Genomic DNA, 12,674 nt, shown 5'->3' with positions numbered 1-12,674 from the left:
GGGCGGTTCAGCCGCGCGGCCCCGCCGTCCACGGGAAGGCCTCGGCGTTCGAGCGGACGCCGCGCGCGGTCGCCGAGCGCATCGGCTCCCCCAGCTCGGCGAGCAGGTCCTCCGACCAGGTCACGAGCTCGGCCAGCACCGCGGGGGTCAGCCAGTCCGGGCGCAGTGCGAACAGCAGGTCCTCGCTGGCGGTGTTGCCGCTGGCGCCGGGCGCGAACGGGCACCCGCCCAGTCCGCCCAGCGCGCCGTCGAGGACGGTCGCACCGTTCTGCACCGCGGCGAGCGCGTTCGCGACGCCCTGGCCCCAGGTGTCGTGGCCGTGGAAGGCGACGCGACGGCCGTCGGCGACCGCGGCGACGCGCCCGACCAGCGAGGCGACCTCGGCCGGGTTCGCCTGCCCGAGGGTGTCGCAGACGACGACGTCGCGGGAGCCCGCGGTGCGCGGGTCGGCGACGATCTCGACCACCCGGTCCGGGTCGACGGGGCCGTCGAACGGGCAGGTGAACGCCGTCGCGAGGCACAGCTGGATGCGTCCGCCCGCGGCGCGCGCGTACTCGACGGCCTGCGGCATCGCGTCGAGGGAGACCGCGGTGTCACGGCCGATGTTGGCGTTGTTGTGCGCGTCGGACACCGAGAAGCAGTACTGCACGTTGCGGGCCCCGGCGGCCACCGCCTTCTGCACGTGCCGCGGCGTCGCCACCCACACCCAGCAGCGCTCCAGCTCCTCCGGCGTCAGCGCGGCGACGACGTCGAGGGTGTCGGCCAGCGGCGGCACCAGGTCGCCGCGGGCCAGCGACCCGATCTCCAGCTCCGGCACGCCCGCACCGAGCAGCGCGCGGACCAGCCCGACCTTGCGGTCGGTGGGCAGCGGCTTGCCGGTGAGCTGGAGCCCGTCGCGCAGCGTGACGTCCCGCAGGACGACCCCGTCGGTGCTCATGCGTCCTCCCCCGATGCGGCCCGGATCGTGTCCGGGGTGTACCCGAGCAGCCCGCCGAGTACGTCGGCGGTGTCGACGCCCAGGTCCGGCCCGACCGAGCGGACCGGGACCGAGCGGCCGTCGAGCACCGGCACGATGCCGGGGAACCCGACCCGGGCGGGCTCGTCGCCGCCGGTGTCGACGTCGAAGTACTGGACCATGTCGCGGGCGCGGAACTGCTCGTCGGCGACGATGTCGGCGGCGGAGTGGATCGGCCCGGCCGGGACGCCCGCCTCCTCCAGCTTCGCGAGGACCTCGTCGCGGGGCAGCGAGCGGGTCCAGGTCTCGATGGCGCTGTCGAGCTCGTCGCGGCGCGCCCAGCGGCCCGCGTTGGAGGCCAGGTCCGGGTCGCCGCCCAGGTCCGCGCGGCCGATGACGGTCATGAACCGGCCGTAGATGGAGTCGCCGTTGCCGGCGATGACGACGCTGCCCCCGTCCGCGCAGACGTAGGCGTTGGACGGGGCGATGCCCTCCATCCGCCCGCCGACGCGGCGCCGCTCGACGCCGTAGGCGAGGTGGTCGGGGACGAGCGACTCCATCATCGAGAACACGGCCTCGTTGAGCGCGACGTCCATGCAGCGCCGATCCAGCGCGGGCCGGTCGGTGCGGCTCTCGCGCTGGTAGAGGCCCATCATCGCGGAGAACGCGCCGTAGAGCCCGGCGATCGAGTCCCCGATCGACACCCCGGTCCGCGACGGCGGCCGGTCGGCCTCCCCGACCAGCGCGCGCAGCCCGCCCATCGCCTCGGCGACGGCGGCGAACCCCGGCCGCGACGACAGCGGCCCGGTCTGCCCGAACGCCGAGATCCGCACGAGCACGACGTCGGGGTTGACGGCGTCGAGCTCGGCCGGGCCCAGCCCCCACTTCTCCAGCGTGCCGGGCCGGAAGTTCTCCAGCACCACGTCGGAGCGGGCGGCCAGGTCCAGCACGGCCTGCTTCCCCGCGGCCGAACGCATGTCGAGGGTGATGGAGCGCTTGTTGCGGTTCAGCGTCCGGTACAGCATCGAGGTGTCCCCGGCGTAGAGCCGCCAGTTGCGGATCTCGTCGCCCGTGCCGGGACGCTCGACCTTGATCACCTCGGCGCCGAAGTCGGCGAGCAGGCGTCCCGCGGTGGGGGCGGCGATGTAGTTGCCGAGCTCGAGCACCCGGACCCCGGACAGTGGAAGTTGCGACACGACTCTCCCTAGACGACGAGCGACAGCGGCAGGATCACCAGGATCGCGACGACGGAGGCGATGGAGACCCCGACCGAGCAGGTCTTGAGCGTCCCGCGCACGGACTGTCCGAGCAGCGACTGCAGCAGCCAGAACGTGTTCGAGGTGACGTGGATGGCGAACAGCGCCCCGGCACCGGCGGCCAGCGCGATCAGCACCGGGGCCAGGCCGATCACCGGGGCGACCGGGGCGAGCACGCCGGCCGCGGTGATCGCCGAGATCGTCACCGACCCGATCGCGACGTGCAGCACGGCGGCGATCAGCCACACCATCAGCAGCGGGGCGGCGGTGCCGGCGGAGAAGAAGCGGCCGAGGATCTCGCCCAGCCCGGCGTCGGAGATCGTGGTGGCGAGCGAGCCACCGACGCCGGTGAGGATGAGGATCTGCCCGCTCTCGCGGAACCCGTCGGAGACCGCGGACTCGACCATGCCGCGCCCGTGGGCGACGCCGACGACGGCGGTGGTCCCGATCAGCGCGAGCAGCAGCGCGATCACCGGCTCGCCCAGGAACGCGATGACGGGGTGGGTGATCCCGGCGGCGTCGAGGACGGCGCCCGCGGCGATGAGCAGCAGGCCCACCAGCAGCGGCCCGAACAGCAGGGCCAGCGGCAGCTCGCGACGCGCGGTGCCGGACACCGCGGTGCCGACGGCGGCCGGGACCGCGCCCCCGCCGTCCGGGGAACCGGCACCGGTGGGCCGTCCGCCGGCGCTCCCGGCGTCGGGTGCGGCGTCGGGTGCGGCGTCGGGTGCGGCGCTGTCCGGCGCGTGGGCCTCCGCACCGGCGGGCACGCCCGCGGCGACCGGCTCCTGCTCGTCGCGGTGCGGGTCCCACCAGCCGCGGCGCAGCAGCACGGACATGATCCCGGTCGCGATCAGCACGGTCGGCACCACGACGACCAGGCCCAGGATCAGCATCTGGCCCAGCGGCACCCCGAGCACACCGGCGAGCGCGACCGCGCCGACACCGGGGACCATGAACACGATCCCGCACTCCAGGCCGATCGCGAGCGCGGTCGCCATCCGCGGCAGCCCCTTGTCCCCGATGCGCGGGGCGATCCGGCGGGCCAGCGGCGCGGAGATGACCAGCAGCACGTCGACGAAGATCGACTGGAGTGCGGTGGAGACGGTGACGGCGGTGGCGTAGGGCATGCCGCGCGGGCCGCAGGCCGTCAGCAGCGCGGAGACCAGCCGTTCGATGGCGCCCGCGTGGTGCAGCATCGCGCCGGTCAGGACGCCGAAGGCGATGAGCAGCCCGACGTCGGCCAGGATGTCGCCGAACCCGCCGGTGACCGCGTCGACCGTCCCCGTCACCCCCAGGCCGGCGGTCAGGCCCAGGTAGACGGCGCCGATCACGAGGGAGATCACCGGGTTGAGCCGGAACCTCACGATCAGCACGACGACGGCGAGCACGGCGACGGCCGTGTTCACCACGATGACGGTGTCCGACACGATGGCCCCCCTGGGCATCGACGACAGTGTCGTACCCACATCATGAACACAGACCCACCATGCGGGCAACCCCGCAGGTCAGGTCGCGGCCAGCGCCCCGCCGAACCCGATCAGCGCGACCCCGGCGACGACGTCACCGGCGCGACGCACGCGGCGCCGGGTGAAGAAGGCCCGCGCCCGGTGCACGGCGAGGACCAGGCCCACCCCGTAGACGCCGCCGAGCACCGCCACCGACAGCGCCAGCAGCAGCGCGTCGGCGGTGGTCGTCACCCCGGGCACGAGGAACTGCGGCAGCACCGACAGGTACATGACCAGCACCTTCGGGTTGGTGATGTTCGAGCCGAAGCCGACCAGGAACGACCGCCGCACCGGCACCCGCGGACCGCCGTCGGGGACCACGGGGTAGTCCCCGCGGCGCGCGGCCCGCAGCGCCTGCACCCCGAGCACGCAGAGGTAGACCACCCCGGCCCAGCGGATCACGGTGAACGCGGTGTGCGAGCTCGCGACGAGCACACCGAGCCCGAACGCCGCGGCGCTGCCCTGCAGGGCGTTGCCGGTGAACACCCCGGCCAGCGTCGACAGCCCGCCCGCGCGCCCGCCGACCAGCGAGGCGCGCAGCATCACGAAGGTGTCCGGGCCGGGCATCAGCACCAGCCCGACGACGATCAACAGATAGGCACCGTAGGACGTCCAGCTCACGAGGGGCCATCGTAGGCTGCTGCCCCGTGAGATCCCGCCGGCGCCGCACGTCCCGGGAGGCGTCCCCGCTCCCGACGGTCGACGGCCTCGCGCCGGCCCGCGTCCGCACCCCGGCGACCGGCGGGTGGGCGACGATGCGCGACCACCTCGTCGACCGGTTCCCGCACGTCGCGGAGCGGATCGACGCGCGGCTGGCCGCCGGGGAGATCGTGACCGCGGCCGGCCCGGTCACCCCGGCCACGCCGTACACGCCGTCGACGACGCTGTGGCTCTACCGCGACGAGCCCGACGAGGTACCGGTGCCGTTCGGGCTGCCGGTGCTGCACGCCGACGACGACGTGGTCGTCGTCGACAAGCCACACCTGCTCGCGACGATCCCGCGGGGCAGCCACGTCCGCCAGACCGTGCTGGTGCGGCTGCGCCACGAGCTGGGGCTGCCCGCGCTCAGCCCGGCGCACCGGCTCGACCGCGCCACCGCGGGGGTCCTGCTGCTGGTGGTGCGGCCCGAGCTGCGCGGCGCCTACCAGACGTTGTTCGCCCGCGGCCGGGTCGTGAAGACCTACGAGGCGCTCGCCCGGTTCGACCCGGACCTGGAGCTGCCGCGCACCGAGGTGTCGCGGATCGTGAAGCGCCCCGGGGTGTTCGCCGCCGTCACCGAGGACGGCGAGCCGAACGCCGAGACCCGCGTCGAGCTCGCCGGGGTGCGGGGCGATCTGGCCCGCTACCGGCTGACCCCGCGCACCGGGCGGACCCACCAGCTGCGGGTGCACCTGAACGGGCTGGGCGTGCCGATCCTCGGCGACGACGTCTACCCCGAGCTGCACCGGCGGGCACCGGAGGACTTCACCCGCCCGCTGCAGCTGCTCTCGCGCGCCCTGGAGTTCGACGACCCGGTGACCGGGGCGCGGCGGCGCTTCGTCAGCGGCCGCACCCTGCAGGCGTGGGACGACCCGGACGGCTGGGCCGCCGGGACGCCGCACGAACGGTGATCAGCCGACGCTGCGGTCGTCGCCGTCGTCGAGGTGGTGGCCGTTGCGGTGCCCGCCGGGCACCGGCGCACCGTTGACGGCGCCGTTGCGCGCACCACCGGCCGGTCCGTGCGGGCCGTGGTCCTCCGCGGCGCGGTGGCGGCCCTCGCGCAGACCCCGCTGGTAGCTGGCCAGCCGGTTGCGCACCCGGTCGGGCTGGCGCTCCCGCGACCCGGTCGGCGCGACGCCGTTCGGGGTGTCCCGCCACGACGGCGGCACCATCGCCTGCCCGGGAAGGCGCTGCGGCAGGCCCTGCGCGGTGGTCGGCAGGTCGACGACCCGGTCGGCCCGGATCCGGGCGGCGTCGAACTCGGCGTCGCCCGCGGTGCGCCAGTTGTCGTTCGGCGTGACCGGGAGCGCCGTCGTCTCGGTCGATCCCGGCTCACGGAACCAGGCCGAGGCGACCGCCGCGAAGATCGGCGTGTCGTCCGCGTCGTCCACGGGCACCGGCACCTCCGAGTCGAACGGTCCGAACAGCTCCACCGGCGGGGTCGTCCCCGCCGCGCCGGTGACGGGCAGTGCCTCGGTGGCCGGGGGGTCCTCCGGCGCGGGCGGCGGTGGCGGGGCGCCGTTGCGCGCCGGGCCCGTGGCCGGCGACGGCGGCCCGTACGGCGGGCGCGGGCCCGGGCCGGGGCCGGCCGGGCCGGGGGCGTGCGGACGGGCGGCCGGGGCACCGGAGCCGGCGAAGGGGGCCGCGGCCGCGATCCCGCCGGCCGGGCGGGGGGCACGGCGGGGCAGCCCGGCGGGTGCCGCGAGCTCGTCCCGTTCGGGAGCGACCGGCGGCCAGCTGCGCTCGGGCTCCGCCACCGGGGTCTCCCGGGGCGGCCACGGCACGTCCGCCGCCGCGGCCGGTGCGGGGGCGGGGGCGGCGTCCGGTGCCGGGCGGCGCAGCGACGCCGTCGCCCCGGTCCCGGCCTGCTCGACGGACTCGGCCGGCTGCGGCTCCGCGGCGGGCGCCGCAGACTCCGAGCGGCCACCGCCGAGGACCGAGGACGGCAGGTGGAGCACGGCGATCGGGGCGATCGCGGAGTTCCCGGCGGGAGCGCGGACGCCGAGCCGGGCACCGATGGCGCGGGCCAGCCGCGCGGCCACGTGCAGGCCGATCTCCTGCGGGGCGACCGGGCCGCCGGGGGTCGCCGAGCCCAGCGCCCGGTCCAGCTCCTCGACCGGGGTGCGGTGCCGCGGCGGCTGGGTCCCCTGGAGCTCGACGACGATCCCGCCGTCGGGACCCCAGCGGGTCAGCAACTCGATGCGCTCCCCGGCCGGGGTGGCGCTCGCGGCGTGGGCGAGCAGCTCGGCCAGGATCTGGCCCAGGACGGGCTCGGCGGTCGCGTCGACCGAGACGCTCGGGGTCGGCGGGACGATCGTGCGCGAGGCCGCCTCGCTCGCGGAGACGACGGTGTTGAGCGCCTGCCCGAGCGGGGTCGGCGGGGCGGCGAGCCGGGGCCCGCGGGGGGCGCCGGCGAGGACGAGGATGTGGTCGCCGTCGCGGGCCCCGCGGCGGGCGGCCGCGGCCAGCTCGGCGAGGTCGGCCAGCGCACCCGGGCGCAGCTCACCGGCACGCAGGCGTTCGGTCAGCAGTTGCTGGCGCTCCGAACGGGCCCGCAGCCGGTGCGCGATCGCGGCGAGCACCGCGTCCCCGGCCGAGGCACCCGCCGGGCCGGACGGGTTGGGCGGCGGGTCGTCTCGCGCCACGCGATCGTCCTCCGAACCGTTCGGACGGCGCCCGGGGTCGGACGCCACGTCAGTACCCGCTCGGGTAGCGGGCGGGACGGTTGCGAAGCCTACTCGTCGGTCCGCCCAGCGCTCGCTCTGATGCGGTGGGCGGTGGATCGTGGACGGGCGGGCGGCGCGCCCCCGCCGGCGGGTCACCAGGGGTGCCCGGACGGACACGACGGGCGGCCGGACGGCCGCGCCGGAGGGGTCCTCACTCGAACCGCGACGGGTCCCCCGCACCGTGCCGCACGATCTCCGGCTCGTCGCCGGACAGGTCGACGACGGTGGTCGGCTCGGTGCCGCAGTCCCCGGAGTCGATGACCGCGTCGACCTGGTTCTCCAGCTCCTCCTTGATCTCCCAGCCCTGCGTCATCGGCTCGTCGTGGCCGGGCAGCAGCAGCGTCGAGGACAGCAGCGGCTCCCCCAGCTCGGCCAGCAGCGCCTGGGTGGTGGCGTGGTCGGGGATGCGCACGCCGACGGTCTTCTTCTTCGGGTGCAGCAGCTGCTTGGGCACCTCCTTGGTGGCCGGGAGGATGAAGGTGTAGCTGCCCGGGGTGGACGCCTTCACCGCGCGGAACACGGCGTTGGAGATCTGCACGAACTGCCCGAGCTGCGCGAACTCCGCGCACACGAGGGTGAAGTGGTGCCGGTCGTCGAGCTTGCGGATCTGCCGGATCCGCTCCAGGCCGTCGCGGTTGCCCAGCGAGCAGCCCAGTGCGAAGCACGAGTCGGTCGGGTAGGCGATCAGGCCGCCGGACCGCACGAGGTCCACGACCTGTCCGATGCTGCGCGGCTGCGGGTTCTGCGGGTGCACGTCGAAGTACCGGGCCATCGCGCGAACGTACCGGCTCGGCGGCCCACCCGGGGGGATCGACGACCGGGCGGTCGCGGTGCGGCGGGAAACCGTTGCCCGCGACGCGCGGAGGGGGCCAGGATGCGATCCATGCACGTCGTGGAATACCGGCCGGAACGGCACGAGTTCGCCTGGACCTTCGGTGGCGTGCCCCCGGTGCGCCGGGTCGCGCCCGGGACCTGCCTGCGGCTGTGGACCGAGGACGCGTTCTCCGGGCGGCTCACGTCCACCTCGGACCGGCCGAGCGCGGTGCTCGACATGAGCGAGGTGAACCCGCAGACCGGGCCGTTCCACGTGGAGGGCGCCGAGCCGGGCGACACCCTGGCCATCCACCTCGTGGAGCTGACACCGGCCCGGGACTGGGGTGCCTCCACCCTGATCCCGCTGTTCGGGGCGCTGTCGACGACCGACCGCACCGCGCTGCTGCACGAGCCGCTGCCCGAGCGGACCTGGATCTACCAGCTCGACCGGGCCGCGGGGACGGTGCTGTTCGAGGCGACGAGCGCGGACCTGCGCCTGGAGCTGCCGTGCAACCCGATGCTCGGCACCGTCGGCGTCGCCCCGCCCGGGCGGGAGGTGCGCAGCTCGCTGGTGCCCGACGTGTTCGGCGGGAACATGGACACCCCGGAGATGCGCGCCGGGGCCACCTGCTACCTGCAGGTCAACGTGCCCGGCGCGCTGTTCTCGGTCGGCGACGGCCACTACCGCCAGGGCGAGGGCGAGAGCTGCGGCACGGCCGTCGAGGGCGCGATGGACGTCGTGCTGATCGTCGAGCTGATCAAGAACGCCCCGGTCCCGGCGTGGCCGCGGATCGAGACCGACACCCACTACGTCGTCGTCGGGTCCTCCCGTCCGCTGGAGGACGCGTGGCGGGCAAGCCAGGTCGGGATGATCGCCTGGCTGGGCGAGCTGTACGGGCTGGACCGGCTGGACGCCTATCAGCTGCTCACCCAGGCCGCGGAGTCGCCGCTGGCCAACGTCGTCGACACCAACTACAGCGCCGTCACCAAGATCGCGAAGGCGCTGCTCCCGGCCGCCGCGGCCTACGGCGGCGTCCACCGTCACCTGCGCGAGCAGGCCCGCTCCCTGTAAGAGAGGCCCTTTCCATGGACATGCTGCTGAACGGTCGTGTCGTGCTCGTGACCGGAGGGTCGCGCGGGATCGGGCGTGCGGTCGTCGCCGGGCTGGCGGCGGAGGGCGCGCGGGTCGCGTTCTGCGCCCGCGACGCCGACGGGGTCGCCGCGGCCGAGCAGGAGCTGCGCGCCGCGGGCGCCGGCGAGGTCGCCGGGACCGCGGTCGACGTCGCCGACGGCGACGCGCTGGCCGGCTGGGTCGCCGCCTCCGCCGAGCGCTTCGGCGCCGTCGACGCGGTCGTCGCGAACGTCTCGGCGCTCGCGATCGGCCCGGGCGAGCAGAACTGGCGCTCGAGCTTCGAGGTCGACCTGCTGCACACGGTGCGCCTGGTGGAGGCCGCCCTGCCGCACCTGGAGCGCAGCGACGCCGCCTCGGTCACCGCGGTGTCCAGCGTGTCCGGCCGCGAGATCGACTTCGCCGACGGCTCCTACGGCGTCATGAAGGCCGCGCTGGTGCACTACGTCTCCGGCCTGGCGTTCGACCTCGCGCCGAAGGGCATCCGGGCCAACGCCGTCTCCCCCGGCAACGTCTACTTCCCCGGCGGGGTGTGGGCGAACGTCGAGCAGCACGACCCCGCGCTGTACGCGCACGCCATGGGGCTCAACCCGACCGGCCGGATGGGCACCCCGGAGGAGACCGCCTACGCGGTGGTCTCGCTGGTCAGCCCGCGGGCGAGCCGGATCAGCGGCACCAACCTGGTCGTCGACGGGGCGCTGACCCGCGGGGTGCAGCTCTGAGCGGTCCCGGCGGCGGCCGGACGATCTCCGGGAACCGGACAGTCCATCCCGAACCGGTCCCGGGTTAGGGTCACCTCACCTGACCGAAGGAGATCGTCCGTGACGCCGCCCCGGGCCGCGGTGGCCCTCGCCGCCCTGCTCACCCTGTTCCTCGCCGCGTGCTCCGCGCCCGGTGCGGGCCCCACCGACTCCGGGGAGACCCGCACGGTCGCCACCGCACGCGGCGAGGTCACCGTCCCGGCCGCGCCGCAGCGGGTCGTCGTGCTGGAGCCGGTGCAGCTCGACACCACCGTCGCCCTCGACGCCCCGCCGGTCGGGGCCGGGGTCCTGTCCGAGGGCACCGGGGTGCCCGCCTACCTCGGCGACGCCGGTGCGCAGGTGACGGTCGTCGGGACCGTCGCCGAGCCCGACCTGGAGCGGATCGCGGCCCAGCGGCCCGACCTGATCCTGGGCACCGAGTCCCGGCACGCCGCGCTGTACGACCGGCTGACCGCGATCGCGCCGACGGCGTTCATGGCCTCGCAGGCCGACCCGTGGCAGGACAACGTCCGCTTCGTCGGCCGGGCGCTCGGCCGCGAGGCCGACACCGAGCAGCTGCTCACGCGCTACCGGGACCGCTGCGCCGAGGTGGCGCGTACCCACGACACGGCCGGGCGGACCGCGCAGATGATCCGCCCCCGCGACGGTCTGCTCACCCTGTACGGGCCGACGTCGTTCGCGGGCAGCACCCTGGAGTGCGCCGGGTTCACCATCCCGCCCCGGGACTGGGAGAACTCGATCTCGGTGGACCTGTCCCCCGAGCTGGTCCAGCAGGCCCGCGCCGACGAGGTGTTCCTGACCGCGACCGACCCGGCGTCGCCGTCGGCGGTGCCGCCGGCCGTCCAGGCGGTGCGCGCGCAGGTCTTCCCGCGGCTGCACCCGGTCGACCAGTCGGTCTGGATCACCGGGGTCGGGCCGCTCGGCGGGCAGAAGGTGCTCGACGACATCGAGCGGACGCTGGGCCGGTGAGCCCCCTGTCGGCCTCGCCGAACGTCCTGTTCGCCGCCCGGGTGCTCGCCGTCGGCGTGCCCTCCCCCGGGTTCCGGCGGATCGTCCTGGGCGGTCCGCAGCTGGCGCGGTTCGCCCCGCACGGCCGGGACCAGCGGGTCAAGCTGCTGGTCCCGCCGGACGACGGCTACCCCGCCTCGCTCACCTCGGGCCTGCTGGAACGCGAGTGGCGGGCCCGGCTGCGGGAGCTGCCCGCCGACACGCGGCCGGTGCTGCGCAGCTACACCCCGGCCGCGGTCCGGCCGGGGCGCGGTGAGGTCGACCTCGACGTGTTCCGCCACTCCCGGCCGGGTCCGGCGAGCGTGTGGGCCGCGGCCGCCCGCCCCGGCGACGCCGTCCTGCTCTCCGGGCCGGACGTGCGGCGCGGCAACCCCGGCCACGGCGTGCAGTGGGACCCAGGCCCCGCCACCGAGGTGCTGATCACCGGCGACGAGACCGCGCTGCCCGCCGTGCGCGGCATCCTCGCCGCGCTCCCGCCGCACCACCGGGGCCGGGTGCTGGTCGAGGTCGGCGACCCGGCCGACGCCGTCGGGCTCACCGACGCCCATCCGGGCGTGACGGTGGAGGTCTGCCGGCGGCCCGGGCGCCCGCTGCTCGACGCCGTCGCCGACTGGGCCGGCGCCCACGGTGGGGCGGCCGCCCGCCTCGGCGAGCACTTCTACGCCTGGAACGCCACCGAGAGCACCCGGGTGGCGCGGGTGCGGACGCTGCTGCACGAGGCGGGCGTCGCCCCGGACCGGGTCCACGCGCAGGGCTACTGGCACGACCGGCCCCGTCCCGCTGCCCGCTGATCACCCGGCCGTCATCCGGGCGTGGCCCTGCGGCCATGACCGGCGCGCAGCGTTGCCACATGTGGACGAGACCCCGGTCGAGCCTCAGGCCGACGCCCCCGACACCCTGATCCCGCACCCCGCCGCGGCCGACCCCGGGCACTTCCGGGTCGACGACTCCGACGACGACGACCCGACCCTCGTCGACCCCGAGGGCAGCCCGGTCGACACCTGGCGCCAGGGCTACCCCTACGACGACCGTCTGTCCCGCCTGGAGTACGAGCGCCAGAAGCGGCTGCTGCAGATCGAGCTGCTGAAGCTGCAGAACTGGGTCAAGGACACCGGCAACCGGATCGTCGTGCTGTTCGAGGGCCGCGACGCCGCGGGCAAGGGCGGGACGATCAAGCGGTTCACCGAGCACCTCAACCCCCGCGGCTGCCGGGTGGTGGCGCTGGAGAAGCCGACCGAGCGCGAGGCCGGCCAGTGGTACTTCCAGCGCTACGTGCAGCATCTGCCCTCGGCCGGGGAGATCGTGCTGTTCGACCGGTCCTGGTACAACCGGGCCGGCGTCGAGCGGGTCATGGGCTTCACCGACCCCCGCTCCTACATGGAGTTCCTGCGGGCCACCCCGGAGCTGGAGCGGATGCTCGTCCGGTCCGGGGTCCACCTGGTGAAGCTGTGGTTCTCGGTGTCGCGCGACGAGCAGCGCACCCGCTTCCTGATCCGCCAGGTCGACCCGGTGCGCCAGTGGAAGCTGTCCCCGATGGACCTCGCCTCGCTGGACAAGTGGGAGGCCTACACCGAGGCCAAGGAGGCGATGTTCTTCTACACCGACACCAAGGACGCGCCCTGGACGGTGATCAAGAGCAACGACAAGAAGCGCGCACGGCTCGAGGCGATGCGCCACGTCCTGGGCCTGTTCGACTACCCCGGCAAGGACACCGGGGTGGCTACCCCGCCGGACCGGCTGATCGTCGGACCCGCCGCGGAGATGTTCGAGCAGGACGAGGGCCCGAACCGCTTCCCGCCCCTGACCGACAAGCACCACTGAC

12 protein-coding genes are annotated in these 12,674 nt (G+C 75.3%); 6 read left to right on the top strand and 6 right to left on the bottom strand.

Going from position 1 to position 12,674, the window contains the following annotated elements:
* Window positions 1-7: 7 nt before the first annotated feature.
* The 4 genes from KPL60_RS03035 to KPL60_RS03020 are packed head-to-tail and all read right to left on the bottom strand — an operon-like array spanning window position 8 to window position 4,337.
* Window positions 8-937, bottom strand: a complete 930-nt coding sequence (locus tag KPL60_RS03035; RefSeq protein WP_226364836.1) for a hydroxymethylglutaryl-CoA lyase — start codon at window positions 935-937, stop codon at window positions 8-10.
* The gene (locus KPL60_RS03030; protein ID WP_226364835.1) at window positions 934-2,151 is read right to left on the bottom strand and encodes a CaiB/BaiF CoA-transferase family protein; all 1,218 of its coding nucleotides are present in this window, start codon (window positions 2,149-2,151) and stop codon (window positions 934-936) included. The genes KPL60_RS03035 and KPL60_RS03030 overlap by 4 nt, the downstream gene beginning before the upstream one ends.
* A gap of 8 nt (window positions 2,152-2,159) precedes the next feature.
* Entirely contained in the window at window positions 2,160-3,656 is a 1,497-nt protein-coding gene (locus KPL60_RS03025) for a GntP family permease (protein ID WP_226364834.1), read from the bottom strand.
* 60 nt (window positions 3,657-3,716) lie between these two features.
* A complete protein-coding gene (locus tag KPL60_RS03020; protein WP_226357601.1) occupies window positions 3,717-4,337 on the bottom strand; it encodes a LysE family translocator in 621 nt (206 codons plus the stop codon).
* 26 nt (window positions 4,338-4,363) lie between these two features.
* Here KPL60_RS03020 and KPL60_RS03015 point away from each other — a divergent pair, with 26 nt between their 5' ends.
* Window positions 4,364-5,326: a pseudouridine synthase gene (locus tag KPL60_RS03015; RefSeq protein ID WP_226364833.1), complete on the top strand. Its 963-nt coding sequence runs from the start codon at window positions 4,364-4,366 to the stop codon at window positions 5,324-5,326.
* Here the strand turns inward: KPL60_RS03015 and KPL60_RS03010 are convergent, their stop codons facing one another.
* Both KPL60_RS03010 and KPL60_RS03005 read right to left on the bottom strand, forming a co-directional pair.
* A complete protein-coding gene (locus KPL60_RS03010) occupies window positions 5,327-7,060 on the bottom strand; it encodes a hypothetical protein (RefSeq protein ID WP_226364832.1) in 1,734 nt (577 codons plus the stop codon).
* A 232-nt stretch (window positions 7,061-7,292) separates the two neighbouring features.
* On the bottom strand, window positions 7,293-7,913 hold the full coding sequence (locus KPL60_RS03005) for an L-threonylcarbamoyladenylate synthase (RefSeq protein ID WP_226357604.1): 621 nt from the start codon (window positions 7,911-7,913) through the stop codon (window positions 7,293-7,295).
* A 111-nt stretch (window positions 7,914-8,024) separates the two neighbouring features.
* Between KPL60_RS03005 and KPL60_RS03000 the strand changes: the two genes are divergently transcribed.
* The 5 genes from KPL60_RS03000 to ppk2 all read left to right on the top strand — a co-directional run bounded on the left by KPL60_RS03000 (window position 8,025) and on the right by ppk2 (window position 12,673).
* The gene (locus tag KPL60_RS03000; RefSeq protein WP_062395873.1) at window positions 8,025-9,026 is read left to right on the top strand and encodes an acetamidase/formamidase family protein; all 1,002 of its coding nucleotides are present in this window, start codon (window positions 8,025-8,027) and stop codon (window positions 9,024-9,026) included.
* Window positions 9,027-9,040: 14 nt separating this feature from the next.
* Window positions 9,041-9,805 (top strand): SDR family NAD(P)-dependent oxidoreductase, encoded by a 765-nt coding sequence (locus tag KPL60_RS02995; RefSeq protein WP_226357605.1) that lies wholly within the window; start codon window positions 9,041-9,043, stop codon window positions 9,803-9,805.
* Window positions 9,806-9,904: 99 nt separating this feature from the next.
* Window positions 9,905-10,813: an iron-siderophore ABC transporter substrate-binding protein gene (locus KPL60_RS02990; protein ID WP_226357606.1), complete on the top strand. Its 909-nt coding sequence runs from the start codon at window positions 9,905-9,907 to the stop codon at window positions 10,811-10,813.
* On the top strand, window positions 10,810-11,643 hold the full coding sequence (locus KPL60_RS02985; protein WP_226364831.1) for a siderophore-interacting protein: 834 nt from the start codon (window positions 10,810-10,812) through the stop codon (window positions 11,641-11,643). Before KPL60_RS02990 ends, KPL60_RS02985 begins: the two co-directional genes overlap by 4 nt.
* 61 nt (window positions 11,644-11,704) lie before the next feature.
* Complete coding sequence (gene ppk2 / locus KPL60_RS02980) at window positions 11,705-12,673, top strand: polyphosphate kinase 2 (RefSeq protein WP_308016633.1); 969 nt, start codon at window positions 11,705-11,707, stop codon at window positions 12,671-12,673.
* The last annotated feature ends 1 nt before the right edge of the window (window position 12,674 follow it).

It is taken from the genome of Pseudonocardia sp. ICBG162, assembly GCF_020496225.1.
Lineage (GTDB): Bacteria > Actinomycetota > Actinomycetes > Mycobacteriales > Pseudonocardiaceae > Pseudonocardia > Pseudonocardia alni.
The sequence above is the reverse complement of the archived record's forward strand: the minus strand, read 5'-3'. Positions and strand labels throughout refer to the sequence as shown.

What these genes read in the sequence shown, in the direction of transcription:
- KPL60_RS03035 (WP_226364836.1), bottom strand. Translation starts at nt 937, where the DNA reads ATGAGCACCGACGGGGTCGTCCTGCGGGACGTCACGCTGCGCGACGGG.
- KPL60_RS03025 (WP_226364834.1), bottom strand. Translation starts at nt 3,656, where the DNA reads ATGCCCAGGGGGGCCATCGTGTCGGACACCGTCATCGTGGTGAACACG.
- KPL60_RS03005 (WP_226357604.1), bottom strand. Translation starts at nt 7,913, where the DNA reads ATGGCCCGGTACTTCGACGTGCACCCGCAGAACCCGCAGCCGCGCAGC.
- KPL60_RS03000 (WP_062395873.1), top strand. Translation starts at nt 8,025, where the DNA reads ATGCACGTCGTGGAATACCGGCCGGAACGGCACGAGTTCGCCTGGACC.
- KPL60_RS02995 (WP_226357605.1), top strand. Translation starts at nt 9,041, where the DNA reads ATGGACATGCTGCTGAACGGTCGTGTCGTGCTCGTGACCGGAGGGTCG.